This is a genomic window from Streptomyces scopuliridis (assembly GCF_042790125.1).
GTDB lineage: Bacteria > Actinomycetota > Actinomycetes > Streptomycetales > Streptomycetaceae > Streptomyces > Streptomyces scopuliridis_A.
In genome coordinates, this window is record NZ_JBHTZS010000005.1 from 174228 (window position 1) to 198485 (window position 24258).

At 69.9% G+C, this 24258-nt stretch carries 28 protein-coding genes and 1 pseudogene; 11 read left to right on the forward strand and 18 right to left on the reverse strand.

The window, feature by feature from the left end:
• The first annotated feature begins 237 nt into the window (after nucleotides 1–237).
• Nucleotides 238–1197 carry an alpha/beta fold hydrolase gene (locus ACFRKB_RS09875; RefSeq protein ID WP_383105118.1) on the forward strand — a complete coding sequence of 320 codons (960 nt, stop codon included), beginning with the start codon at nucleotides 238–240 and terminating at the stop codon, nucleotides 1195–1197.
• A 92-nt stretch (nucleotides 1198–1289) separates the two neighbouring features.
• A complete protein-coding gene (locus ACFRKB_RS09880; protein ID WP_383104779.1) occupies nucleotides 1290–2021 on the forward strand; it encodes a Clp protease N-terminal domain-containing protein in 732 nt (243 codons plus the stop codon).
• 37 nt (nucleotides 2022–2058) lie between these two features.
• Here ACFRKB_RS09880 and ACFRKB_RS09885 read toward each other — a convergent pair whose 3' ends face one another.
• The 5 genes from ACFRKB_RS09885 to ACFRKB_RS09905 form a co-directional block, all read right to left on the reverse strand.
• Nucleotides 2059–2181, reverse strand: a complete 123-nt coding sequence (locus ACFRKB_RS09885) for a hypothetical protein (RefSeq protein ID WP_383104781.1) — start codon at nucleotides 2179–2181, stop codon at nucleotides 2059–2061.
• Between the two features lie 5 nt (nucleotides 2182–2186).
• Complete coding sequence (locus ACFRKB_RS09890) at nucleotides 2187–2699, reverse strand: nuclear transport factor 2 family protein (RefSeq protein WP_383104783.1); 513 nt, start codon at nucleotides 2697–2699, stop codon at nucleotides 2187–2189.
• Between the two features lie 70 nt (nucleotides 2700–2769).
• Nucleotides 2770–3381, reverse strand: a complete 612-nt coding sequence (locus ACFRKB_RS09895) for a hypothetical protein (RefSeq protein WP_383104784.1) — start codon at nucleotides 3379–3381, stop codon at nucleotides 2770–2772.
• A 50-nt stretch (nucleotides 3382–3431) separates the two neighbouring features.
• Entirely contained in the window at nucleotides 3432–3899 is a 468-nt protein-coding gene (locus tag ACFRKB_RS09900; RefSeq protein ID WP_383104786.1) for an NUDIX hydrolase, read from the reverse strand.
• Nucleotides 3900–3961: 62 nt separating this feature from the next.
• On the reverse strand, nucleotides 3962–4546 hold the full coding sequence (locus ACFRKB_RS09905) for a helix-turn-helix domain-containing protein (protein ID WP_383104788.1): 585 nt from the start codon (nucleotides 4544–4546) through the stop codon (nucleotides 3962–3964).
• Between the two features lie 133 nt (nucleotides 4547–4679).
• On the opposite strand from ACFRKB_RS09905, the gene ACFRKB_RS09910 reads away from it, so the two are divergent.
• Nucleotides 4680–5351 carry a class I SAM-dependent methyltransferase gene (locus ACFRKB_RS09910; protein ID WP_383104789.1) on the forward strand — a complete coding sequence of 224 codons (672 nt, stop codon included), beginning with the start codon at nucleotides 4680–4682 and terminating at the stop codon, nucleotides 5349–5351.
• 43 nt (nucleotides 5352–5394) lie between these two features.
• Entirely contained in the window at nucleotides 5395–5904 is a 510-nt protein-coding gene (locus tag ACFRKB_RS09915; protein ID WP_383104791.1) for a DinB family protein, read from the forward strand.
• A gap of 109 nt (nucleotides 5905–6013) precedes the next feature.
• On the opposite strand, the gene ACFRKB_RS09920 is transcribed toward ACFRKB_RS09915, so the two are convergent.
• Together ACFRKB_RS09920 and ACFRKB_RS09925 are read right to left on the reverse strand one after the other, a co-directional pair.
• Nucleotides 6014–7228: an FAD-dependent monooxygenase gene (locus ACFRKB_RS09920; RefSeq protein WP_383104792.1), complete on the reverse strand. Its 1215-nt coding sequence runs from the start codon at nucleotides 7226–7228 to the stop codon at nucleotides 6014–6016.
• The gene (locus ACFRKB_RS09925; protein ID WP_383104793.1) at nucleotides 7225–8622 is read right to left on the reverse strand and encodes an MFS transporter; all 1398 of its coding nucleotides are present in this window, start codon (nucleotides 8620–8622) and stop codon (nucleotides 7225–7227) included. Before ACFRKB_RS09925 ends, ACFRKB_RS09920 begins: the two co-directional genes overlap by 4 nt.
• A gap of 74 nt (nucleotides 8623–8696) precedes the next feature.
• Here ACFRKB_RS09925 and ACFRKB_RS09930 point away from each other — a divergent pair, with 74 nt between their 5' ends.
• Complete coding sequence (locus ACFRKB_RS09930) at nucleotides 8697–9332, forward strand: TetR/AcrR family transcriptional regulator (protein ID WP_383104795.1); 636 nt, start codon at nucleotides 8697–8699, stop codon at nucleotides 9330–9332.
• 10 nt (nucleotides 9333–9342) lie between these two features.
• The gene (locus tag ACFRKB_RS09935; RefSeq protein ID WP_383104796.1) at nucleotides 9343–9747 is read left to right on the forward strand and encodes an ACT domain-containing protein; all 405 of its coding nucleotides are present in this window, start codon (nucleotides 9343–9345) and stop codon (nucleotides 9745–9747) included.
• 25 nt (nucleotides 9748–9772) lie between these two features.
• Here ACFRKB_RS09935 and ACFRKB_RS09940 read toward each other — a convergent pair whose 3' ends face one another.
• Nucleotides 9773–10525 carry an SDR family oxidoreductase gene (locus ACFRKB_RS09940; protein WP_383104798.1) on the reverse strand — a complete coding sequence of 251 codons (753 nt, stop codon included), beginning with the start codon at nucleotides 10523–10525 and terminating at the stop codon, nucleotides 9773–9775.
• A gap of 296 nt (nucleotides 10526–10821) precedes the next feature.
• On the opposite strand from ACFRKB_RS09940, the gene ACFRKB_RS09945 reads away from it, so the two are divergent.
• Both ACFRKB_RS09945 and ACFRKB_RS09950 read left to right on the forward strand, forming a co-directional pair.
• Entirely contained in the window at nucleotides 10822–11709 is an 888-nt protein-coding gene (locus ACFRKB_RS09945) for a GNAT family N-acetyltransferase (protein ID WP_383105120.1), read from the forward strand.
• A pseudogene (locus tag ACFRKB_RS09950) lies at nucleotides 11703–11831 on the forward strand (SAM-dependent methyltransferase); the annotation flags it as partial. The gene ACFRKB_RS09945 and the pseudogene ACFRKB_RS09950, both read left to right, overlap by 7 nt.
• On the opposite strand, the gene ACFRKB_RS09955 reads toward ACFRKB_RS09950, so the two are convergent.
• Nucleotides 11798–12490 carry a TetR/AcrR family transcriptional regulator gene (locus ACFRKB_RS09955; RefSeq protein ID WP_383104799.1) on the reverse strand — a complete coding sequence of 231 codons (693 nt, stop codon included), beginning with the start codon at nucleotides 12488–12490 and terminating at the stop codon, nucleotides 11798–11800. The pseudogene ACFRKB_RS09950 and the gene ACFRKB_RS09955 overlap by 34 nt on opposite strands.
• A 132-nt stretch (nucleotides 12491–12622) precedes the next feature.
• On the opposite strand from ACFRKB_RS09955, the gene ACFRKB_RS09960 reads away from it, so the two are divergent.
• From ACFRKB_RS09960 to ACFRKB_RS09970, 3 genes are read left to right on the forward strand one after another with little or no spacing between them, the layout of a single operon-like run.
• Nucleotides 12623–13825, forward strand: a complete 1203-nt coding sequence (locus tag ACFRKB_RS09960) for an acyl-CoA dehydrogenase family protein (RefSeq protein WP_383104801.1) — start codon at nucleotides 12623–12625, stop codon at nucleotides 13823–13825.
• Nucleotides 13822–14850, forward strand: a complete 1029-nt coding sequence (locus ACFRKB_RS09965; protein WP_383104802.1) for a phosphotransferase family protein — start codon at nucleotides 13822–13824, stop codon at nucleotides 14848–14850. Before ACFRKB_RS09960 ends, ACFRKB_RS09965 begins: the two co-directional genes overlap by 4 nt.
• A gap of 29 nt (nucleotides 14851–14879) precedes the next feature.
• Entirely contained in the window at nucleotides 14880–15638 is a 759-nt protein-coding gene (locus ACFRKB_RS09970) for an SDR family NAD(P)-dependent oxidoreductase (RefSeq protein WP_383104804.1), read from the forward strand.
• 85 nt (nucleotides 15639–15723) lie between these two features.
• On the opposite strand, the gene ACFRKB_RS09975 is transcribed toward ACFRKB_RS09970, so the two are convergent.
• From ACFRKB_RS09975 to ACFRKB_RS10015, 9 genes are all read right to left on the reverse strand, one after another.
• Nucleotides 15724–16764: an MBL fold metallo-hydrolase gene (locus tag ACFRKB_RS09975; protein ID WP_383104806.1), complete on the reverse strand. Its 1041-nt coding sequence runs from the start codon at nucleotides 16762–16764 to the stop codon at nucleotides 15724–15726.
• On the reverse strand, nucleotides 16761–18302 hold the full coding sequence (locus ACFRKB_RS09980; protein ID WP_383104808.1) for a class I adenylate-forming enzyme family protein: 1542 nt from the start codon (nucleotides 18300–18302) through the stop codon (nucleotides 16761–16763). The genes ACFRKB_RS09975 and ACFRKB_RS09980 overlap by 4 nt, the downstream gene beginning before the upstream one ends.
• A gap of 93 nt (nucleotides 18303–18395) precedes the next feature.
• Nucleotides 18396–18716: an EthD family reductase gene (locus ACFRKB_RS09985; protein WP_383104809.1), complete on the reverse strand. Its 321-nt coding sequence runs from the start codon at nucleotides 18714–18716 to the stop codon at nucleotides 18396–18398.
• A gap of 19 nt (nucleotides 18717–18735) precedes the next feature.
• Nucleotides 18736–19203, reverse strand: a complete 468-nt coding sequence (locus ACFRKB_RS09990; protein ID WP_383104811.1) for a hypothetical protein — start codon at nucleotides 19201–19203, stop codon at nucleotides 18736–18738.
• Between the two features lie 43 nt (nucleotides 19204–19246).
• Nucleotides 19247–20545, reverse strand: a complete 1299-nt coding sequence (locus ACFRKB_RS09995) for an FAD-binding protein (protein WP_383104812.1) — start codon at nucleotides 20543–20545, stop codon at nucleotides 19247–19249.
• 59 nt (nucleotides 20546–20604) lie between these two features.
• Nucleotides 20605–20964: a nuclear transport factor 2 family protein gene (locus ACFRKB_RS10000; protein ID WP_383104814.1), complete on the reverse strand. Its 360-nt coding sequence runs from the start codon at nucleotides 20962–20964 to the stop codon at nucleotides 20605–20607.
• Between the two features lie 69 nt (nucleotides 20965–21033).
• Nucleotides 21034–22227 carry an ABC transporter substrate-binding protein gene (locus ACFRKB_RS10005; RefSeq protein ID WP_383104815.1) on the reverse strand — a complete coding sequence of 398 codons (1194 nt, stop codon included), beginning with the start codon at nucleotides 22225–22227 and terminating at the stop codon, nucleotides 21034–21036.
• Nucleotides 22228–22409: 182 nt separating this feature from the next.
• Nucleotides 22410–23030: a TetR family transcriptional regulator gene (locus ACFRKB_RS10010; protein ID WP_365971220.1), complete on the reverse strand. Its 621-nt coding sequence runs from the start codon at nucleotides 23028–23030 to the stop codon at nucleotides 22410–22412.
• Nucleotides 23031–23109: 79 nt separating this feature from the next.
• Complete coding sequence (locus ACFRKB_RS10015) at nucleotides 23110–24258, reverse strand: acetyl-CoA C-acetyltransferase (RefSeq protein WP_383104816.1); 1149 nt, start codon at nucleotides 24256–24258, stop codon at nucleotides 23110–23112.

The window sequence follows — 24258 nt, forward strand, 5'->3', positions numbered from 1 at the left end:
GCCCACTCGTCCGGCTCAATCCATGCCCCACCTCTGTTGCGCGGTCGAGCTGCCCGATGTTGGGTGAGAGAGGGACCCGCCGCTCCGTGAATTCATCCGTCGACGGGTCCGCCCGTCACCCTGGATTCCAGCGTCGAATCAAGGTGGTGCACCGTGGAAAAGCCCGAAGGGGTCGACCACAGCCGTCGACAATTCCTCGGTGCGGCGGCCGGAGCCGCTGTCGCCGCCCAGATCGGCATGTCAGGTTCCGCGCACGCCGATTCCGGCGGGAAGGAACCGACGGTTCCGTCAGCGGCACCTACATCCTTCGGCCCCCTGAAGCAGATCAATGCCGGCGTACTGAATGTCGGATACGTCGAGGCGGGGCCCGCCGACGGTCGCGCTGTCATCCTTCTGCACGGCTGGCCCTATGACATTCACAGTTATGTCGAGGTCGCGCCTCTCCTCGCGGCGCAGGGCTACCGGGTGGTCGTCCCCTATCTGCGCGGTCATGGCACCACGCGCTTTCTCTCGCGTACGACGTTCCGGAACGCCCAGCAGTCGGTGTTCGCCGTCGACACTCTCGACCTGATGAACGCCCTCAAGATCAAGAAGGCGATCCTCGCCGGTTATGACTTGGGATCACGGACGGCCGACATCATCGCGGCGCTCTGGCCGGAGCGCTGCAAGGCCCTCGTCTCCGTGACCGGCTATCTGATCACCAACCGTGAGGCCAACAAGCTGCCGTTGCCACCACGGGAAGAGTGGGCCTGGTGGTACCAGTACTACTTCACCACCGAAAGGGGCGTGCTCGGGCTCGACGAGTACCGGCACGATCTCGGGCAGCTCATCTGGAAGTTCAACTCCCCGACATGGGACTTCGACAACGCGACGTACGATCGCACCGCGCAGGCGTTCAACAACCCCGACTACGTCGCCATCGTGATCGACAACTACCGCTGGCGACTGAGCCTGGCCAAAGGCGATCCGCAGTATGACGGTCTCGAAAAGCGGCTCGCCGAGGCCCCGGTCATCGGAGTCCCCACGATCACCGTTGATGGTGCGTACGACCCGTTCACCCCCTCCGGGGACGGCGCGTCCTACCGTGACAAGTTCTCGGGTAAATACGCGCATCGGACGCTGAAGGTCGGTCACAACGTCCCGCAGGAGGCGCCCGAGGCCTTCGCCGAAGCCATCGTCGACGTCGACGGCTTCTGATCGCGGCCACGCCGACCGCCTACGGCCACCACCCCGACCAGGGTGTCAACCATGGGTTGACAGGCTTTCGGCTGTCAACCTAGGGTTGCCTCATGGTGGAACCGACTCAGATCAACAATCCCGTCCGCCTCGACGACCTCATCGAGGCGATCAAGAAGGTGCACGGCGACGCCCTCGATCAGCTCCAGAGCGCCGTCGTCGCCGCCGACCATCTCGGCGAAGTGGCCGACCACCTCATCGGCCACTTCGTCGACCAGGCCCGCCGCTCCGGCGCCTCATGGACCGAGATCGGCAAGTCCATGGGCGTCACGCGGCAGGCCGCCCAGAAACGGTTCGTGACGAAGGACGAGCCGGCGCCCGACGCGAACCAGGACTTCGGCAGGTTCACCCCGAGGGCCAGGAGCGTTGTCGTCGCGTCCCAGAACAAGGCCCGCGAAGGTGGTCACACGCAGATCGGCACAGGGCATCTCGTGCTCGGCCTGCTCGACGACCCGGAGGGGCTGGCCGCACAGGTGATCGTCGCCCAGGGCGTGCGGCTGAAGACGGTCGGGGAGGCCGTGGCCGAGGCGCTGCCGGAGCCCTCCGGTGAGCCCGTGCCCGACCTCGTGCCCTTCGACGCGCGGGCGAAGAAGGCCCTTGAGCTCACCTTCCGGGAGGCACTGCGGCTGGGCCACAACTACATCGGAACGGAGCACCTGTTGCTGGCGCTGCTGGAGCAGGAAGACGGCGAGGGCGTGCTCAGCGGGCTCGGCCTCGACAAGACGGGCACCGAGGAGCACGTGTCCGCCGCCATCAGGGCGATCAGGGAGAAGCTCCAGGAGTAGCAGCGGCGCACCGGCCCGCCCGTGCCCGGCGGGCGGGTCAGGCCCTGGCGATATTCCTGCCCGGCATCGGTTCCGCGAGCGCCGTCCGCCATTCAGGCGCGCCGAAGGTGTCCGCGAAGTACTGCGTCTCGTGCACCACTTGGCCCTGGGCGAATTCCATGATGCTCACCGAGTAGCTGGGCAACCGTCGTACGTGATGACACACTCGCTCACCCACAGATCCCCGCCGCCGACGATGCGGTGGACAGTGAAGTGCCGGCTGGCGGGGTGTCCGCCGCGTTGCGCCGAGATTGTCTCGCGGCCCCGGAATCGTTCACCCGACTGGGGGTAGTCGAGGATCGCGTCGGCAGCGTAGATGGCGTGCTCGGCCTCGGTGTCCCCACGTTCCGATGCCCGCCAGTGTTCTTCAAGCGCGGCCCTGGTCCGGATATCAGAATCCATCGCATTGTCCCTTCTGCGGCCGGCAACGGTGTCAGCGTAAACCGCCCACACCGCGGCCGCCGCGAGCGCGTACGCGATGAGCCGAGTACCGATGCCCCGACACTGGATCTCCGGCACCTCACCCAGCGGCGACAGGGACAGGACGTCCACGATCCGGCGCGGAGCGTCCAACCGCGTCGCGCTCAGCAGGACATGCCCCATGACCTGTGGCCCACCCCTCGTCGACCAGTCGCTCATGGATGGGATGCACGGTCCCGGACCCGAGGTCGGCTACCTGGCCGCAGCCGCTTTCGGTCGGCGGCGGGTCTCACCCGAACCAGACGACGAGGCGTACGTTCCCGTCCCCGTACTCGGCGGCGAAATCCCGCATCGTCGTCCAGACCCGCGCCCACCGCTCCTCGTCAGGCGGGGCCAGCATCCGGGCTGTGAGGACCACGGGCCGGTACACCACGCCCTCCAGCCGTACTTCGCCACCAGTCGGCCACTCCGACGGTGCGAGGAGAAGGTCCCCGCCAAAGGTATCGGCAGCCGCCTCGCCCAGGTCGGTCGTCGCCGGTACGACGTGGTGGAGGACGAGTTCGCCGTCCACATCTGGCAGCCACTGGCCGGCCCAGTGCCAGGCGGGTCTGTCGGCGAGCGGGGCGTCCCAGTCCACCGCGGCGACTTCGGCCCAGGTCGCGTACGTATGGCTGTGCTGGTAGTCCTCGACGCCGTTCTCCCGTACCGGCTCCGAGACGTCGTCCGGAAGCCCGCGACCGGCGAAGAGCGGGCGCTCCAGGCGCTCCGTCCCGCTGACGCCGAAGAGAGCGTTCCACGCGTCGTGGTCCCGCCCCAGCTGGAAGTGCGGCAGATCGATCGCGACCTCCCAGCCCCCGGCGGCCGGGCGGACCTCGATCGCGCCGTCCATGTCTGTCCCCATGAGAACGGACGCTACGGCAGCACGCTCGCCCGGTAGACGGTGGTGGTGCCTCAGTGCTGGATCAGGCCGCCGACCGGGACGGGAGCGACGTGGCCGGTCGCCGGGACGGTCCGCGCGAGGGCGAGGCCGATGTCGACCAGCGATGACCGGCGCAGGCGAGCGACGTCGGGGATCGGAGTCCAGACCGACTCGGCGATCTCGCCGTTCGGCTCGGGCCGGAGTTCGCCGCTGGTGATACGGACTCGGTAGAAGATGCCGACATTCTGGTGCTCGACCCCCATACGCGCGGCCTCCGCGGGGACCACTCTTGAGTCCACGCCAAGCAGGCTTGTGACCATCGCGTCGCAGCCGGTCTCCTCAGCGACCTCCCGGATCACCGCGTCGTACGGATCCTCCCCCTGCTCGACCCCACCGCCCGGAAGAGTCCAGTTGCTCTCACCGTTCGGTGATACGTGACGGGCGATCAGCACCCGCCCGTCCTCGATGCACACGGCGTACGCCGCCAGCCTGAAACTCATCCCCCCGCACCTCCTACCGAACCCTATACAACGTCCAAGATCCGCGTCGGAGGAGTGAGAGGTCAGTGCGTGGACGGTGCCAGATGCGCGCGCTCCCCCTGCGCGCCGAACAGGGCGAGCAGTTCCGCGGGCCGGCTGTCGGCGCTGCCGATCCAGTGCGGTACGCGGGTGTCGAACTCCGCGGCCTCACCGACGCCGAGCCGGAACTCCCGCTCGCCGAGCAGGAACCTGACCTGTCCGTTGAGGACGTAGAACCACTCGTATCCCTCGTGGGTCTGCAGGTTCGTCGTGGGTGCTCGGCCGGCGGGCGGATAGATCACCTTGTAGGCCTGGATACCGCCGGCCCGCCTGGTCAGTGGCACCATCACCAGCCCGGATCGCCGCACTGGCCGCAGGTGGACGCGCGGGTCGCCGGTGGGCGGCGCCGCGACGAGATCGTCGAGCGGGACGCCGTGCGCCCGGGCCAGGGGCAGTAGCTGCTCCAGCGTGGGGCGGAGCTTGCCGTTCTCAAGGCGGGACAGGGTGCTCGCCGTGAGGCCGGTTTCGTTTGCCAGCGCCGCCAGTGTGGCGCCGCGCGCCCGGCGCAGGGCACGCAGCCGCGGCCCGACTCCGGCCAGTACATCTTCTGAATCCGAAGGGTTGTCCATGTGGCGATGATGCGGATCCGCAACTTCTCTTGCAAGAGCGAAACGGCGATGGCGATGCTGTCGGTACCTCACCGGCGTCGAAGGCGTGTATCGGATCACGCCCGGCACGCCGGCCCACGAAGGGACAGCTCAGATGGATTCCACCCAGCACCGACGCCCCACCGCCGACAACCACGACATGGCGAGCGAGGACGCCGAGCGGTTCTGGGAGCGGCACTACCGCACCCGGCGCGCCTGGGACTCACGCGTCAACCCGCTGCTCGCCGAGACCGTCACACCGCTGCGCCCAGGCGCCGCTCTGGATCTGGGGTGCGGTGCCGGCGGCGACGCCCTCTGGCTCGCCCAGCGGGGCTGGCACGTCACCGCCGTGGACATCTCCACCACCGCCGTCGAACGGGTGCGGGAACGTACCCGCGATCTCGGCGTCGCGGACCGGGTCACCACCGAACAGCACGACCTGGCCAGAAGCTTCCCGGCCGACCAGTTCGATCTCGTCTCCGCCCAGTACTTCCACACCCCGTTCCCCTTGCTCCGCGCCCAAGTCCTGCGCACCGCCGCGCGGGCCCTGCGACCCGGCGGTCTCCTGCTGATCGTCGACCACGGCTCCACCGCGCCCTGGTCATGGAACCAGGACCCCGATATCCATTACCCCACACCCACCGAGATCGCCGCCGAACTTGATCTCGACCCCGCGCGCTGGCCCGTCCTGCGCGCCGAGACACCCCGCCGCCGGGCCACCGGACCCGCTGGTGAGACCGCGACCGTCATCGACAACGTCCTGCTCATCCAGTTCACCGCCGGATGACCGTCTGAACCACATCACGTTCACATCGGAACGGAGCGAATCGATGCCAGGACACCGGGCGCAGCGATCCCGGACTCGGGCGAAGGACACCGGACCTCCGGGGACCGGCGCCGACGAGAAGGCCACCCTGCGGGGCTTCCTCGACTATCTGCGGAACGCGGTCGCGGACAAGGTCGCGGGCGTGCCGGAACCGCACGTCCGAACGGGCGGAGTGCCCTCGGGCACCAGCCTTCTCGGGCTGCTCAAACATCTCGCGTTCGTCGAACGCTTCTACTTCCTCGGTGAGGATGCCGGCCACTGGTCCGCGACCATGCGGCCGTCCGCGGAGGACACCGTCGACGGTGTGCTCGCCGACTACCGGGAGACCGTCGCGCGAGCGAACGAGGTCATCGACGCCTGCCCGGATCTGGCCCTTCCCGCCCCACGCCCCCCGCGCCGGGGGCCGGCACCATCGATGCGCTGGGTCCTGGTGCACATGATCGAGGAGACCGGCCGGCATGCCGGCCACGCCGATATCCTCCGCGAGCAGATCGACGGATCCACCGGCCGCTGACGGGCGCATCTCCCGCCCCTGAACACCCCTGCCGCCGCTGGTGGGACCGGCCGGGGCGGTCCCACCAGCGGGCTGGGGCGGGTGCGTTGGGTCGGCGCTCGCTCTCACGTCATGGCGTGAACTCGGGCAGGGTGAGGGCCGAATGGGCCGGCCGTCCCTCCGCGGAGGGCATGGCGCTGAGATTGCGCAGCATGTCGTTGCGCTGTTCCAGCGCCCGCGCGGTGGTCGGGAAAAGCGTGGCATCGCCCTTGCCGACCTGGTCCTGGTTCACGGTCACAAACGCACGGGTGTTGTGTTCGTAGGCGGCGAAGCCGGCGGCGTGGTCCCGGTGGGCCAGGGAACCGGCGAGCATGTACGCGCCGACGAGCGCCAGGCTGGAGCCCTGTCCGGTGAGGAACGAGGGTGCGTACGCGGCGTCGCCCACCAGCGCGACCCGGCCACTGGACCAGCGGGGCATACGGATCTGGCTGACCACGTCGAAGAACAGGTCATCCGCGTCGCGCATGGCGGCGAGCATGCCCGGGACCTCCCATCCCGCGTCGGCGAAGACCCTGGCGACCAGGTCCCGTTGGGCTTCCGGGTTGCGGAACGCGTCGAACGGCGGTTCCGGGTGGGCGAAGTTCAGGAAGGCGTGCAGGTCGTCGTTGTCCCCCACGGCGTAGAGGGCCGCGGCCCTGCCCGGGGTGTTCCACATCATGGTCTCGTGGGAGAGTCCGAAGGTGTTGCGCATGGTGAATCCGGCGAAGCAGTAACCGAGGTACCGGTGGAACTGCTCTTCGGGGCCGAACAGGAACTCACGGGTGCGTGAGTGCAGACCGTCCGCGCCGAACACCATGTCGAACGTACGCCTGCTGCCGCTACGGAAGGTGACGTCGACCCCGTGGCCGGACTGGTCGAGGGTGTCGATGGAGTCGTTGAACAAGAACTCCACGTCGTCACGGACCGCCGTGTGGAGAGCCTCGGTCAGATCCCCGCGCCGCACCTCCAGGTCCCGTCCCGCGACACCGCCGGTGACGGTGTGCGGGTTGACCGAGGCGACCTCGCCGCCGTCACCGTCGAGGAAGGTCAGCCGGCGCAGATCGATGTGCGCGTCCCGCAGTCGCGGCAGGATGCCCATCCGCCGGACGACCTCCAGTGCGGTGCCGCGCACGTCGATGGGGTAGCCACCGTCACGAAGTGCGCCCGCCTTCTCGACCACCGTGACCGCGAATCCGCGGCGGTTCAGCCAGAACGCGAGGGCGGGCCCCGCGATACTGGCCCCGGATATCAGGACCTCGCGCCTCGGCGTGGTACGGGCATCCCCCAACAGACCTGTGTGGGTCATTCCTTGACTCCTTTGCTCATGGTGCGGGCGACAAGCAGGGACAGCGCCGTGACAACGCCTGCGATGACGAAGCCGGTGACGAAGGCCGATTCGGCCGGGACATCCGACCCGGAAGGGGTCCCGGCGGTGAGGATCGCACCGCTGACCTGCACACCCACGGCGAAGCCGACCACACGAGTGACCAGGACCAGGCTGGTGGCGATGCCGGTGTCGCTGTGATCGACGGAGGTGGCGGTGCTGGTCACCATCGCCGTGACGCACAGGCCGTTGGCCAGCGAGATCAGCGCCTTGCCGACGACGAGGTGCCAGACCTCGGTGTGCACGGCCGCCAGGGCGATCAGGGCGGCGGCCATGATGACGATCCCGGCGGTGACCACGGCACGCGAGCCGAAACGCCGCGCCCCGATCCCGCTGATCGGCCCGGCCAGCGACGCGGCCACGGCGCCGGGCAGCAGGAACAAGCCGATCTCGGTGGCGCCGGCCCCGAAGCCGTACGCGTCGGTGGGCACCGCGAACAACTGCGGGACGAGAAAGACCGGCACCGAGGTGCCGACGCAGATCACGAACGTCAGCACACACGACTTCCACACCGCGGGCCGTGCCAGCATGCGCGGATCGACCATCGGCGAGGCCGCACGGCGCTCGACGGCTGTCCATCCGATCACGAAGGCGGCCAGAAGCAGGATGAGGCCGCCGAGTACGAGTGGCTTCGAGACGAGGTCGGGCGCCTGCGCGAGCAGGAGCATGAGCGTGATCAGCGCCCCGCTCAGGAGAGCCAGGCCGGGCCAGTCGACCCCGGCGTCGTCCGACCGGCCCGGCGGATCGTTCGGCATCAGCCTGTGCACCAGGATGGTGGCCCCGATGACCGCGATCGTCGGCAGCGCGAACATCCAGTGCCGGGACAGCGCTTCCGCCACGGGGCCGGCCGACAGCGTTCCCGCCATCCCGCCCCCCACGAACAACCCGCTGACCACCCCGATGGCCACCTTCGACTCGCCCGCGGGGAGGTTCTTGCGCACCAGGATGAACGACAGGGGCAGCGCGCCCACCATCGCACCCTGCAGTACCTGACCGAGCAGCAGCAACGGCAGGTTCGGCGCCAGGGCGGACACCAGGCCACCGGCCGAGACCACCGCCATCAGCCGGATCAGGACCCGTTTCCCGCCGTAGCGGTCGCCGAACTTGCCTGCGACCGGTGTGACGAGCGCGCCGGTGATGAGGAGAACGATGCTGAGTAACGCCCCTTCGGACGGACTCATATCCAGCTCGCGTTGCAGGAGCGGGAGCGTCGGGGTCACCACCGACTCCAAGGCGCCGGTGGCGACGGCCAGCATGCCGAGGGCCCCGACAGCGGCCTTCCCGATGCGGACCGGGGGAGCCAGAGTTGCGGTCATGGACGTCCCTTCTGTCTTTGGTCTGAGTCAGAATTACACTACACCGTGCAGTGTAGTAGCGCTAAGATGTGCCCATGCCGACCACGAAGACACTGCGCGAGGGATCCACGCCGAAGCGGGCCGCCATCCTCTCGGCGGCCCGGGAACTGTTTCTCGCCGACGGCTTCGACCGGTCCAGCGTCGACGCGGTCGCCACGCGGGCCAAGGTGTCCAAGCGGACGGTCTACGACTACTTCGGCGACAAGCAGACGCTCCTGCGAGCGGTCGTCGACGCCGTCGGCCAGTCACTGATCACCACGATCCGGCGCACCCTCGACGACACCCTCACCGGCCTCACCGAGGTCGCCGACCTTGAGGACGCCCTGGTCACGTTCTCCATGCGCATCTCGACCGACATGCTCGGCTCGGCGGAGTACGCGACGCTGCAACGACTGGTCCGGGCGGAATCCGGCCATCTGCCGCACCGGGGCTACAACTCCATGGCCGACACCCCCGACGAGGCACTCGCCGAGCGGTTCGCCGCCTTCGGCGCGGCCGGGCTGCTCGACGTCCCCGACCCCCGGCTCGCGGCCGACCAGTTCATCGCGCTGACGTTCGGCGTCGCGCTGGACAGGCTCGGTTCCGCGAACGCCGCGGAGGACACCCGCGTCCGGCCACTCGTCGTCGAGGGGGTGCGGACCTTCCTCCGGGCGTACAGAGCCCGCGAGTAGTGTGCCGGTCATGACCGGTGAAAGTGATCTGCGAAAACTGCTGAGCGGCATGCGCCCACAACTCAACCCGGGCCGTTACGTGTTCACCACCGTCGATGGCGCCGGTGGCGTTCCGTCCGGTGTCACCCCCGTCGTCACGGTCTCCGAGCGGGAGGGCCTCACCATGGTGGTGCGGCTGGAGGAGGCCGATGCGGTGGGGCTGCCGTACGACTACGTGGCCGGATGGATCACACTGCGCGTCCACTCGGCCCTGGAGGCGGTCGGCCTCACCGCCGCCGTCGCACGGGAACTCGCCGACGGCGGCCTGAGCTGCAACGTGGTCGCCGGTTTCCATCACGACCATCTCTTTGTGCCGTACGAGCGTTCCGCCGAGGCGATGACCGCGCTGGAGGACCTCGCGCGCCGGTCCGCGTGACGCGGCCGCTGGGGCCTGTCCGGCCTTATCGACGTTCTGCCGGGCCGTCAGGGGCCTGCTCGAAGTGGAACGACTTGATGAAGCAGTCCCGGGGCTGCCCGAGAGCGAAGAACACGCACTCCGCGACGGAGTGGGCCGTCAGCATGTCGCCGGGGCCGCGCGGCGTCGTGTCCCACTGCGGGGACAGCGGGTCGGGGTTGCGGAAGTCCGGTGGGTAGAGCGAGATGACTCGCACGCCTTGGGGCCGCAGCCGCTTGGAGAGGATGTCGGCGAAGCCGGCTTGTGCGCTCTTCGCCGCGTAGAAGGCGTCATGCGCGTGGGAGCGCTGGTGGGCCGGAAGCCCGGCGGCCGAGATCATGTTGACCACGTCCGGTCTGTCGGATGCGAGGAGCAGGGGCAGGAGACTCTTCACCGTCAGGACCGTGCCGGTGGCTCCGGCGGCGATGGTGTCGATCACGTCCTCGTCACTGGCGGAGAGGAGATCCGGCCCCTCCAGCCAGCGGGCGCCGTTATTGACCAGCACGTCCACCCGGTCGGTACGCCGGGCCACTTCAGCGGCGAACCGCCGGATCGAGGCGGCGTCAGCCAGGTCGCACGCCAAGGCGTGCACCCGTTCGTGGCCGAGGTCGCGTATCTCGTCCGCCACGCGTCGCGATGCCTCCAGGCCGCGGGAGGACACATAGACCTCGGCACCCCGCTGGGCGAAACGGATGGCGAGAGTCCGGCCGAAGTCACGGGAGGCACCCGTGATGACGACACGTCGCTGTTCGAAGCTCATGTGAATCCGCCGCCTCTGGAGTCTCATCGGGGAGCGATCAGCTGGTGCGGTCCAGCACCGCGGCCTTCAGGCACGTCAACATCCTCGCGAGTCGACCGCGGAGGGGGAAGGAGACCTTGGGCCTAGGACTTCCGGCCCCAACACCCTTGTGTTTGCGTTCCTGTACCTTGGTCGCTACGGTCAGCTGGCCGCGACACGGCAGGCCCATCGACGAGGAGGAGGTGTGCAGCACATGCGCACGAATGTTGAGCTGTCGAGCCCCGTTCCGACGTTCGCCACCTCACGATGGAGTCATCCTGTCCATTCACCTCACCTCACTGATCGATCCTGAGCACAGTTCGTCCGGCCGCCGCCTGGTGTGGCTGGCGTCCGATGCCGATGGAATCCCTGTCGGGTCGGTGTTTCTGCGGCTGTTCACCACGCCCGAGAAGAAGCACTGTGCCGAGATGGACCTGCGCGTCCATCCGTCCGAGCGCGGACACGGTACGGGAACGCTGCTGCTGAACGCCGCCGCGCACGCCGCCCGCAAGGACGGCCGCCGCTCGCTCGTGGGGCAGGCCGAACCCGGGTCCCCCGGTGCACGGTTCCTGTCGGCCAGAGGCTTCGACGAAGCCGTGACCTTCACGTTCGCTCGGCTGAACCTGGCCGGCACGAACCTGCCCGCGCTCACGGCACTCGTCGACCGGCCACATCCCGGCTATCGACTGTCCTCATGGGACGGGACCGTCCCGGACGGCCTCGCCGACACGTTCGCGCTGTCCCGCCGCGCCATGGACGACATGCCGATGGGCGACCTCGACTACGGCACGGTGGACTGGGACGTGGACCGGGTCCGCTCCGTGGCCGCGGCCGTCGCCCGACGCGGCGATGTGCTGCACACGGTCGTCGCCATCGACGAGGCCGACGGCGCGATCGCCGGATTCACCGAGTTGGTCGTCGCCGGCGACGGCACGGGCGACGGACAGCACTACGGTACCGGCGTCCTGCCCGAGCACCGCGGACACGGCCTCGGCCGGTGGATGAAGGCGGCCGCCATCCTGCAGGCCCGCGAGCGTCACCCGGACCTCGACGGTCTGCGCACGGACACCGTCGACGGCAATCTCCCCATGCGGGCGATCAACGACGGGCTCGGCTACACGCCAACCCATCAGAGCATCCACTTCAGGCTCGATCTCTCGACGTGACCGACCTGGCGATCACCGTGGACCGCGTCATCGCCGACGGGTGGACGCCGGTCCACGGGCGCATCAGTACACGCCGCGAACTGGACGCCTACGGGTGGGCGTGCCGGGGGTCGCCCGCCTCCTGACCGGCCCGGCCGGGCACCGGATGCCGCGCGCCCACGATGCGCAGCGCGATATCGCCGTACTGGTAGGCCAGTTGGTCAACGGAGTACTCGCCGTCCTCGTGGAACCAACTGGCCACACCGATCCCCATGTCCAGGATGGAGTACGAGGCGATTCTGGCCGACTGCACATGGAACGCGCCCTCGGCGGCGCCCCGTTCGATGAGTTCGCGGAAGCGGCGCTCGTAGACGCTGCGGCGCTGGAGCAACCGGTCCTGTTCGGGCTGGTCCAGGCTGGCGATTTCACGGTTGCCGACGAATGCCTCCAGGCGATGGCGCGCGTGATAGCGGATATGCGCCTCCACGGAGCGGCGCAACCGCTCCCCCACGCCGTCGGCACCGGCGACGGCCGCCGTGTTGTCCGCGATGAGCCGCTCCATCGTTCCCATCATGATCTCGGCCAGCAACTCGTGCTTGGACGCGACGTGTTTGTAGAGGCTCGGACCGCGGATGCCGACAGCGGCGCCGATGTCGGTCATCGTGGTGGCCCCGTATCCCCGCGTGGCGAACAGCCGTAGCGCCGCCTGCCGGATCGCCGACCTGCGGTCGGCCGTGGGCGCGCCCTCCGGCCGCGCGGGGCGGTGCGGCCGCTCGTACGGCCCGCCCTGTGCTCCGCTCACCTGAACTCCTGTGCTATCGGTGATTAGCCACTTCCATCGCACTATCTCCTTCACTATAGCCCGTGCTCTTGACATACCCACCTCCCCACCCCTGTGATGGCTAATGACCATTAGCCCAGCTGGGGAGCAAAGGTGTCCATCGGGTTCGAGATCGACGAGAGAGTCGCGGGCATCGCGCGGCGCACCCAGGAATTCGTACGTGATGTGGTGATACCCGAGGAGCAGGCGTGCGACGGGAACGTCCATACCGGGCCGGAGCCGCTACGGCGCCGGCTGCAGGACGCCGCACGGGCGGCAGGGGTGTTCGCGCCGCATGCCGGCACCGAGTGGGGCGGCCTCGGCTTGGATCTGTGCGGGCAGGCGGTGGTGTTCGAGGCGGCCGGGTACTCGTTGCTGGGGCCGCTGGCGCTCAACTGTGCGGCGCCCGACGAGGGCAACACGCACCTGCTTGAGGTGGTGGCCTCCGAAGAGCAGAAGGAGCGATACCTTCGCCCGCTGGCCGCAGGGGAGGTGCGCTCCTGTTTCGCGATGACCGAGCCGGCACCGGGTGCCGGCTCCGACCCGCGCGCGCTCGCCACGACCGCGACGAGGACCGACGGCGGCTGGCGGATCGACGGCCGCAAGTGGTTCATCAGCGGCGCCGCCGGGGCCGCCTTCGCCATCTGCATGGCCCGCACCAGCGGCGCCCCCGGCGACGCGGGCGGCGCGACGATGTTCCTCGTCGACGCCGACAACCCGGGCATGAGGATCGTCCGGAACATCGACACTCTGGACCAGGGCCTGTTCGGCGGGCACAGCGAGATCGTCTTCGAGGGCTGCGAGGTCGGCGACGGTGCCGTGCTGGGCGAGGTGGACCAGGGCTTCACCTATGCGCAGGTGCGCCTCGGGCCCGCACGCACGACCCACTGCATGCGCTGGCTCGGGGCGGCACGGCGGGCGCAGGACATCGCCCTTGACCGCGCGATGGACCGGTCGGCCTTCGGCGGTCCGCTGGCCGAACTGGGCATGGTGCAGCAGCTGCTGGCCGACTCCGAGATAGACATCGAGACCGGCCGGGCGGTGCTGTGGCGGGCCTGCTGGGAGCTGGACCAGGGCCGCCCGGCCGCCCAGCACACCTCGATCGCCAAGACGTACGTCTCCGAGGCGGTCAACCGGGTGGTCGACCGGGCCGTGCAAGTGTGCGGCGCGCTCGGTATCTCGGCGGACGCCCCGCTGTCGCGGCTGTACCGGGAGGTGCGTCCTTTCCGTATCTACGACGGTCCCTCCGAGACCCACCGCTGGGCCATCGCCAAGCGCGCGGTACGGGCGGCGCGGGAGCGGAGGCCGGCACCGTGACCACGCCCGGAACGGACGTGACCGGCATCGACGTCCCCGCGCTGCGGCGCTACCTGGAGCGTCATGTACCCGAGTGCGCGGGCCCGTTGAGAGTCGAACCGCTGCACGGCGGGCGCTCCAATCTCACCTACGTGGTGACCGGCGAAACACACCGTTGGGTCCTTCGCCGACCGCCGCTGGGGGTGCTGACGCCGACCGCGCACGACATGGACCGCGAATACCGTGTCGTCGCCGCGCTCGGCGGTACCGGCGTACCCGTCGCCGGGGCCGTGCTGTCGTGCACGGACCCGGAGGTGATCGGAGCGCCGTTCTGCGTGGTCGACTTCGTGGCGGGCGCTGTGCTGCGCGACGGCGACGAGGCCGCCGCTCTGGCACCGGCCGACGCGCGACGCGCAGCCGACGCGCTCGTGGACGCCCTGGTGGCCCTGCACTCGGTCGACGCCGCCGACGTCGGGCTCGGTGACTTCGGCCGCCCCGACGGCTATCTGGAACGTCAGGTGCGGCGGTGGCGCGGGCAGTGGGACAGGGTCGCCACCCGTACGCTGCCCGGCCTCCGGGAACTGCACGGCAGGCTCGTCCGCGCCCTGCCCGCGAGTGGCACCCCGGCGATCGTGCACGGCGACTACCGACTGGACAACACCATCCTGGCGCCCGGTGACTTCGGCCGGATCGCGGCGATCGTCGACTGGGAGATGGCCACGCTCGGTGATCCCCTCGCCGACCTCGGCATGCTGCTCATGTACTGGGATCCCGCCTGCGAAGCGGTCCTCGGGGCGCGCCACGTACCGACGGCCAACGCCGGTTTCCCCTCGGGCCGGGAGCTGGCCGAGCGTTACGCCGAGCAGTCCGGCCGGGACCTCACGTCCCTGGACTACTACCGGGCGCTGGGGTGTTTCAAGCTCGCCGTGATCGCGGAGGGCATCCACGCCCGCTATCTCGCGGGACAGACCGTCGGCGCCGGCTTCGAGCGGGTCGGCTCCGCGGTACCCGCCTTGCTGCGCTCGGGGTTGGAGCTGCTGCCGTGACCACACTGAAGCCGAGCGGAGGAGAGCCCGTGCGAGACCGACTGTCCGGACAGGTCGCACTGATCACCGGCGCGACGGGCGGCATAGGGGATGCCGTCACGCGCCGCCTGGCCGCCGAGGGCGCCACCGTGGTGGTGACCGACATGGACGCCGCCCGCTGCGACGGGCTGGCGAGAGAGCTGACGGCCGAGGGGGCGCGGGCGCTCGGCCTCGCACTGGACGTCCGCGACGAAGACGCGTGGCACGGCGCCATCGAGCGGGTGGTCGCCGAGCTGGGTGGCCTGTCCGTCCTCGTCAACAACGCGGGTATCGCCCGCATGCGCACCGTGGAGACGGAGACCCAGGAGTCCTGGGGCCAGGTCATCGCGGTCACCCAGACCGGTGTCTGGCTGGGTATGAAGCATGGCGGGCCCGCGATCGAACGCTTCGGCGGCGGCTCGATCGTCAACATCGCGTCGGTCTTCGGTACGGTCGGCGGCTTCGGAAGCCAGTTCTCGTACCACGCCGCGAAGGGCGCGGTGCGGCTGATGACGAAGAACGCCGCACTGCACTGGGCCACGCGCGGCGTACGCGTCAACTCGATCCACCCCGGCTTCATCGAGACGCCCCTGTCGCGCGAACTGTGGCACGGCACGCCCCGGCACACCGCCATGGTCGAGGGCACCCCCATGGGCCGGCTGGGAAGCCCCGGAGAGGTCGCGGGGGCGGTGGCGTTCCTCGCTTCACAGGACGCGAGCTTCGTCACCGGCTCCGAGCTGTACGTGGACGGCGGCTGGACGGCACGCTGACAGGGAAGGCACAGGGAAGGCACAGGGAAGGCAGGGGCGCGGCAACGGCCGCGCCCCTTCGTGCCGTATGTCCGTACGCGTGGTGTCACCGCACGCGTGTGTACTGATTCACCCCGCCCACGCACGCCACCGTGGCCCGCCCCCGCAGTACCAGGACGTCCAGGTGCGCCGCCGTCTCATTGACCGCGAGCATCTGGTTGAAGGCACTGAGCTCGCCGAACGGCACCTCCCGACGGGTCCAGCCCAGCGTGCGCGCCACCGCGTGGGCGTCGCGTGTGGCCTCGCCCAGCGCCGTGAGGCTCTTGGCCAGCCGGTTGTCGTGGTGTGTGAGCAGCTCGGCGACGCGGGTGTGGACGCTCTCGGCGACCGGCCCGTGCGCCGGCAGCAGACGGGTGTCGGCGTACCGCGTCATCAGCCGCAGCGAGTCCAGGTAGTCGGCGAGCGGGCGCCCGCCGGGTTCGGCCAGTTCGAAACCGATGGACGGGGTGATGTGCGGCAGGACGTGGTCCCCGGAGAACAACAGTCCGCGCTGTTCGTCCAGGTAGACGACGTGTCCCTTGGTGTGTCCGGGAGTGGGTACGACGCGCAGCTCGTGCTCGCCGAAGCGGAGGGTTTCCGCGCCGAGCCAGCGGTCGGGGCTCTCCCACACGCTCGGGTCGTAGCCTCCGTGGTCCAACGCCTGGATACGGTCGGCCAGTTCGCCCGCGCCCGCCCTGCGCAGCGTCTCCAGTGAGCCGGTGGGTTCGTCGCTGCGCAGCCGGTCGAGCATCTCCAGGCCCGGCCGTTCGCCCGCCCCCAGGTACACCCGCGAGCCCAGCAGCCGGCGCAGCTCCACGGCGTTCGTGTAGTGGTCTCGGTGGATGTGGGTGACCAGGATGTGGCTGATGTCGCCGAGGTCGCGGCCGATGTCCGCCAGGGCCTGCTCAAGCGCCTTGCGCGCCTCGGGGATCGCCCAGCCGCCGTCGATCATGACGAGGCCGTCGTCGTCCGCCAGGTCCTCCAGCAGATAGACATTGACGGCGTGCAGGCCGTCGTTGGGCAGCGGCAGGGGAACGCGGTGCACTCCGGGCCGCACGGTCTGGACTCCGGCCGCGGCCCACGGGCCCTGGTCGAACCGCGTTGTCATAACTCTCCCTCTGCTGGTGTGCCACTGTGGTTCAGGCCGGTGCGGGAGTGCGCGCGCAGCCGCTGGGCCAGTTCGCGGGCCCCGGACCGGTCGAGCTTGCCGACCTTGGTCTGGGGAAGCTCCTCGATGCCGTAGACGAACTCGGGCCACTTGGCCTTGGACAGTCCGACGCTTTCCAGATGCCCGGTCACCTCCGCCAGGTCGATGCCGCCACCGTCCTCGGTGACGACGAGCAGCGCGACACGTTCGCCGAGCACTTCGTCCGGGACGGCCGCGACACACGCCCTCGCCACGCGCGGGTAGCCGGCGACCGCCCGTTCTATCTCGGTGATGTCGATGTTGCGGCCGCCACGGATGATGACGTCCTTCTCGCGGCCCATGATGCTGATGGTGCCGTCCTCGTGGGTCATCAGCAGATCGCCGGTGGGGAAGTAGCCGTCCTCCGTCAGCGCCGGCGGCTCGACCCCGCCGTCGCGGGCGTAGCCGAGGAAGAGGGAGGGACCGCGTACCTGTGCCCGGCCGGACACGCCAGGTCCGGCCTCGGTTCCCTCGGGGGTGAGCGCGCGCAGGTCCGTGCCGGGGAAGGGGCGGCCGTCCCTGCCGAGCCGTATCTCCTCGGGGTCGTCGGGGCGGGGCGAGGTGTGGCCGAGGCACTCGGACATGCCGAAGACGCGGAGGATCCTCGTGCCCAGGGAGCGTTCGGCGCGCGCGAGGGCGCCTCGGTCCATCGGGCCGCCGCCCACGGTGATCGCGCGCACTCCCGCGAGGATGCCGGAGCCGGCCGCCTCAGCGCCCATCTGCAGCGCCATCGTCGGTACGCACATGGTCCAGCGGACCTCGGCGTCGGCCATCCGCCGCAGCGCGACGGCCCGGTCCCACTTCGCCGTCAGCACGAGCGGGCCGCCCAGCAGAAGCGAGAGACAGACGCCGAAGCAGTACGCGGCCGTCGACGACAGCGGCACGACCGCGGCCACCGCGTCGCCGCGGGTCAGGCCGTTGATCTCCATGGTGCTGGTACAGGCGTAGCGCAGTGCCTCCTCGGACTGTACGACGCCTTTCGGCCGGCCGGTCGAGCCGGAGGTCAGTCCGATGACGACGCCGCCCGACCAGCGCGACACATCACGCTGTCCGGGCGAGGCCCGGCAGGCCCAGCCGTCGAGTGCCGTGCCCGCCGGGCCCGGCAACAGCCCGGGTACCGCCCATTCCTCCATCGCCAGGGGCTCGGCGACCACGGCGTCCGGGCGGATGTCGTCCCAGACCGCGGCGAACTCGGCTCGGGTGGTGTGCCGGTTGACCAGCGCGAGGACCCCACCGCTCAGGCCCACGGCGAGTGTGCCGGCGACGGTACGCCACGAGTTGTCGGCCTGGAGCATGACGGTCCCCCCGGACCCGTCGGGCTCGCCGGGGAACATCACCCGGGCGAGCCGGGCCGCCTCGGCGAGCAACTCGCGCGCGGTATGGCTGCCCGCGTCGTCGATGACGGCGACGAAGTCCGCCTGCTCGGCCCTTCGTTGGAACTCCCGCACTACCTGTCGCATCCCGCTTCCTCGCTACGCTGTGCCGAACTCCGTCATGAACCCTGCTGTGACCGCCGTGCTGACGAACGGGGGAACGGTCGTTCCGGCGGTGCCTCAGCCGGTGAACAGCTCCGCCTCGTGTCCCGTCACCGCGATACGGCGGCCCTTCATGTCCCCGACCTGTGCGACCGCGTCCGCCCATTCCGGGCTCGCGAGGGCCTTCCTCAGGTCCTCCGGGGAGTCGAAGCCGAGCACGGAGATCCCGTCCCAGCCCTCGGAGCGCGGCTCCAGGGCGTTGTCGATCTCGGTGTGCCGCCAGGAGCGAAGCCCTGGCAGGCGGCGGGTCAGCTCCGCGTGGTCGCGTCGCCACCAGTCGATGAACTGTTCGTGTGTCCACTCCGGGGGCCGTGCCGCGAGCAGGACGAGGTTGTACATGGCTGTCCTCCGTACGTGTTCAGTCGAAGCGGATCTCGGACGACCGGCCGATCAGCAGACGCTGTAGCCGGCCGCTTTCGTCCACCCGCCCGGCGGCGACGAAACTCGCCTCGGGAACGCCCCCGCGCCGCACCTCGCCGAGGAAGAGCTCGTCCTGGCCGAGGGTGGTCGCGGACAGCAGATGGTGGGTACGCGTGCCCCTCTCGCGCTGTTCGAGGTAGCCGACCAGCGCGGCGCGGTCCCCGGCGAAGTCGGTCGCGTTGCCGTCGCCGGTGGAGAACAGGATGGAGAGGGAGAAGTCGTCGCTGATCAGGTCGAGGATCCTGGACGGCTCGTCACTGTCGAGGATCTCGAACCACGCGGTCAGGAATGGGGCGGGGCCGGGGGCCGCCGGGGCGGTGCCTGTGCCGGTGTCGGCGGTTGTGTCGGTGTCGGTCGTTGTGTCGGTGTCGGTCGTTGTGTCGGTGTTGGTGGTCGTGTCGGTCATGTCGGCTTCCTTGACGATGGTCCGGTGAGCGCGTGCGGCTCGCCTACGGTCGGTTCGCCACGGACGCCGGCGTTCCGCGCCGTGCCCGGTCCGCGGCCAGCCGGCCCGCCCGGCGGCCGGAGACGACGGCCAGGCACAGCCCGCCGCCGTATCCCTCGTGGTAGGCGTCCCCCATATCGGCGCCCGCGGCGTACAGTCCGCGGACCGGCCGGCCGGCCGCGTCCACGACGGCGCCTTCGCCGTCCACCTCGATGCCGCCGAAGGTGAAGGTGATCGCGGGGACGACGTCCGCGGCGAAGACTCGGCCAGGGCCGAGACGGGCTCGTGTCCCGTCGTCCAGATCGGGCTCGTCGTACCCCCATTCCCGCAGTACGGGCAGCAGCGCGCCGAGATCGTGGGCGACCGTGGCCCGGCCGCCGCGGTCCCGGCTGAACGCCCACCGGTCGAGGCGCGGGGTGCCGGGTACGAAGGGCGCCTGCGCGGCGTCCCGCTGGACCTGTTCCGACCACAGCAGCAGTCCTCGCCCGCCGTGTGCGGCCAGCGCCATCGCGTTGTTGTGGTCGCCCCGCCGCTCGTCGGTGAACCGGCGTCCGGACCGGTCGAGGAGAACGCCGAGACCGCTGTGGTAGAGCGCGAAGGTGATGAAGTCGATGTGCGAGAGCGACTGGACGCCGGACGCGAAGAGGTGACCGTAGAAGCCGGTGTTCGCGGTGTTGGCGGAGCCGCCGAGACGCTCGGCGAGGGCCATTCCGGTACCCCGCGAGTGCGGGTTTCCCCGCAGCGGTGGCACGAAGTCGCCGCCCACGAGCGAGGCCCGCACCCGTGGATCGGCCTGCCGCCCGCCGGTGGCCAGCACCACCGAGGTGCTGGTGATCCGCAGAACGCCGTCCGGGGTGGACGCGGTGGTCACATAACCGGTCCCGGTCCGTGTGATGTCCTCCGTCCGCGCCTCGGCGACGAGGCGCCCGCCGGCCGCCGTCACCGCCCGTACCAGATGCGCGATCACCACCGGCATGTCGAACTTGTGGCCACGGCCGGCGAGGGCCCGTTCCTCGCCGGTGAGCGGCGGGACCAGGCCGGTGAGCCAGTCGACGGCCTCGCGATAGCCGTCGACGACGAGCTGACCGTGACGCTGGAAGCGGCCCGGGTCCTCCTCGCGCAGCCGTTCGGCGCTCTCGATGGCCCAGACGTAACCGCCCGAGATCGCGGCGGATCCGCCGACCGTCGCCGCGGCCTCCAGCACCAGCACCGAGGCCCCTTCCGCCACGGCCGTGGCAGCCGCGCTCAGGCCCGCCAGCCCGGCGCCGAGCACGACGACGTCCACCTGCGTTTCTACCGTCATGGGTAACTCCTGTGGTGTGGAGAGCCGCGCGTGGGCGACACCTGTCGGGGCATGGCCGGCTACTCGGGACGGTCGATGAGGTCGTACGTCGTGGTGAAGTACGACTGGTAGCGCGCCATCCGCCCGTCGGGCGTGATCACGGCGGCCGACAGGAATGAGCCGACGGCCTTCCCGGACTCGGTCACCACTCCGTAGACGGTCTCCAGATCACCGTCGGAGCTGTGACGGAGGATTTCGTGCGACCTCTCGACGGCGTTGCGGCCCGCGAGGTAGTCGGCGAAGTCGTCCTTGGACCATCCCGTCGTCTCACGGCCCGGCAGGGCGATGCGGAAACGGAAGCCGGGCGCGAGCAGTTCGAGCGCCTGCTCGGGGTGGTCGCTGTCCATGCGTGCCATGTAGGCGCGCAACACGCTGGCCATACTTGGTCCTCTCGCTGCCTTGCGGCTGATCGGATGGATATCCGTCGGTGGCGGGCACGTGGCGTGACCTCAGTCTCGGACGGGCGGGGTGAAGAAGTCACCCCTCGACTCCCAGCGGCCGTTCCTGACGACGACCTTCTGTACGTCGCGGGTGCCGAGGTGGCGGCCGGCGGAGAAGCTGAGCACCGGCGCCACGCCCGTGTCGACGTGGCGGGCGTTCTCGTAGGCCCGGGTCAGTGACTCGGAGGTGACCGGCCCGTCGATGGTCCTGGCGATCTCGACGAACGCCTTCGCCGCGGCCCAGCCCCAGAGGGTGATGAAGTCGGCCGGCTGCCCCCGCTCGTACTTCGCCATCGCCGCGCGGAACTCCTTGATGGCGGGGTCGTCGTCATGCGGTGACTTGACCAGCTGCACCGCCCTGACCCCTTCGGCCGCCTTGCCCGCCAGCGTGAGCGTGGACTGGGCGGCCACCGGCGCGTAGCCGTACACGGGCGTGGACAGCCCCTGCAGCCTGGCCTCCTTGAGGTAGGACGCGGCCTCGGCGGATGCGAGGATCAGCACGACGGCGTCGGGTTTCTCGGCCTTCACCTTGCTGATCACCGGGCTGTAGTCGGTGGTCTGGAACTTCACCGGCAGTTGTTTCACCCGGACCGACGGATCGGTCTTGCGGGCAGCGGGACCGATCTCCTCGGCGACCTTGAGGAAAGCCGCCGGATCGCTGTGCACGACGAGCACCTTCTTCGCTCCGTCGCGCGCCACCCAGTCCCCGAGCGCGGCCGCCTGGTCCTCGTACAGGGTCTGCAGACCGAACAGCCCGTCGCGGGCCGGCCGGTACCAGGACGCGTCCCCGCCCAGCGTGTTGAGGACCGGCACCTTCGACTGCTCCAGGACGAAGGGGAAGGTGGCCTGGGACTGGGCGGTGCCGTTGGTGGCGACGATCGCCACGACCCTGTCCTGGTCCACGAGCCGGCGGGCGATCTGCACGGTCTGCTGGGGATCGTAGGCGTTGTCCTTGACGATCCAGTCGATCGTGCGACCGTTGATCCCGCCGCGTGCGTTGACCGACTTGAAGTACGCGTCCGCGCCCGCCCGCTCGGGGATGCCGAAGGAGGCCAGGGCGCCCGTGAGCGGGTACCACGCGCCGATCCTGATGGTTCTGTCGTCCCCCGCCGCCGAGGGGCCGCCGCTGCCGCAGGCGCTCGCCACCAGGGCGAGCATGGCGGCAAGTGCGGCGATGAGCGCGCGCGTCGTGCGTCGTCGCATGACCTCTCCCCAGATCAACCTGAGTTCAGTTCAATTCCCGGGGGGATTTTAATCCCGTGGAAACACGCCTGGCAATGGCTGGTCACGCACCCGGTCACCGGGGATCCGGGACGGCACAGCGGCGTGGCCCCCTGACGGACATCCGTCAGGGGGCCACGAGACGCACGGAAGCACTCAGCGCGTCAGGAGGCGACCATACGCACGCAGGCGCCCTCGATCAGCTCGCTGATCTCCGACAGCGGCGTGGGTCCTGACGGCCGGTACCACCGCCACACACTGACGATCAGGCCCAGCACACTCGCGCCCAGCAGTTGCGCGTCCCGCAGCGGGAAGGCGCCCTGGGACATGCCCTTCACCAGCAGGTTGGTCCAGTCCCTCTCGACGACCTGGACCAACTGGCGGGCCGCGACCCGCTCGGCCTCCTCACGCTTGGACCGGCGGGAACCGGACAGCAGGTCCATGTGGTTCTGCAGAATGCGCATCTGCAGGACCTCGTGAGCGGAGACGTCGTACGCCGCGCGGACCGCGGCCCGCAGCGCCTCGACAGGGTCCTCGCTGTCCTTGGTCGCCTCGACGAACAGATCGTGGGACCGCTGGAGTTCGAGCCGCATGATGGTGAGCAGACAGTGGGTCTTGGACTCGAAGTAGTGGTAGAGGGCGGTCTGTCCGATGCCCACCCGCTCGGCGACGGTCGACCACTTGGTGGCCTCGAAGCCGGTCTCGCCGAAGCAGTCCACGGCGGCCGTGAGAATGGCGGCGCGCTTGGACCTCGGTCCCGCCTCCGGTTCAACGATCCCTGTCATGACCTCTCTCCATGGCCGTCACCACCGTGTGCGTACCCGAGAGTAGACCCAAGTTGAACTCAGTTGCCAATCGGACGTATCACAGGGCTTCCAGCACGGTCGCGTTGGCCATGCCGCCACCCTCACACATCGTCTGCAGTCCGTAGCGCCCGCCGGTCCTGCGCAGCTGGTGGACGAGCGTGGTCATGAGCCGGGCGCCGGTGGCACCGAGCGGATGCCCGAGCGCGATCGCACCGCCGAAGGCGTTGACCCGCTCAGGGACGGCACCGGTCTCCTTCTGCCAGGCGAGCACGACGGAGGCGAAGGCCTCGTTGATCTCGACCAGGTCGATCCGGTCGATCGACAGACCCGCCCTGTCCAGGACCTTCTCGGTGGCGGGGATCGGCCCCGTCAGCATGAGCACCGGGTCGGAGCCCACCACGGCCATGGTGTGCACACGGGCCAGCGGGGTCAGACCGTGGCGGCGTACCGCTCGCTCGGAGGCGATCAGCAGGGCGGCGGCGCCGTCGGATATCTGGCTGGAAACGGCGGCGGTCAGCCGGCCGTCCTCGACGAGGGTCTTCAGCCGCGCCATCTTCTCCGGCGTGGTGTCGGCGCGCGGGCCCTCGTCGGCGGTGAGGCCGAGGACGGGGACGATCTCGTCGTCGAAGACTCCTCCCGCCTGGGCGGCGAGCGCCCGCCGGTGACTGGTGAGAGCGAACCGCTCCATGTCCGCGCGGGAGATCGCCCACTTCTCGGCGATCAGTTCGGCGCCACGGAACTGGGACACCTCCTCGTCGCCGAAGTGCTCGCGCCAGCCGTCCCCCGCGTAAGGGCTGCCCAGGCCGGCCTCCTCGCCGACGTACACCGGGCTGGCGATCGGCACCAGACTCATCACCTCCACGCCGCCGGCGACCACCAGGTCGGCGGCGCCGGACCCGACCGCCTGGGCGGCGAAGTGCACGGCCTGCTGAGAGGAGCCGCACTGACGGTCGATGGTGGTGCCGGGTACGTGCTGCGGCAGCCCGGCCGACAGCCACGCGGTGCGTGCGATGTTGCCGGTCTGCGCGCCGATCTGGCTGACGCAGCCGAAGAACACGTCATCGACCACGGCCGGGTCGACGCCCGTACGCTCCAGCAGCGCGCGCAGCACCTGGGCGCCGAGGTCGGCGGGGTGGACACCGCTCAGCGCGCCCTTGCGGCGGCCGACGGGGGTACGTACGGCTCCGACGATGAATGCTTCCGGCAC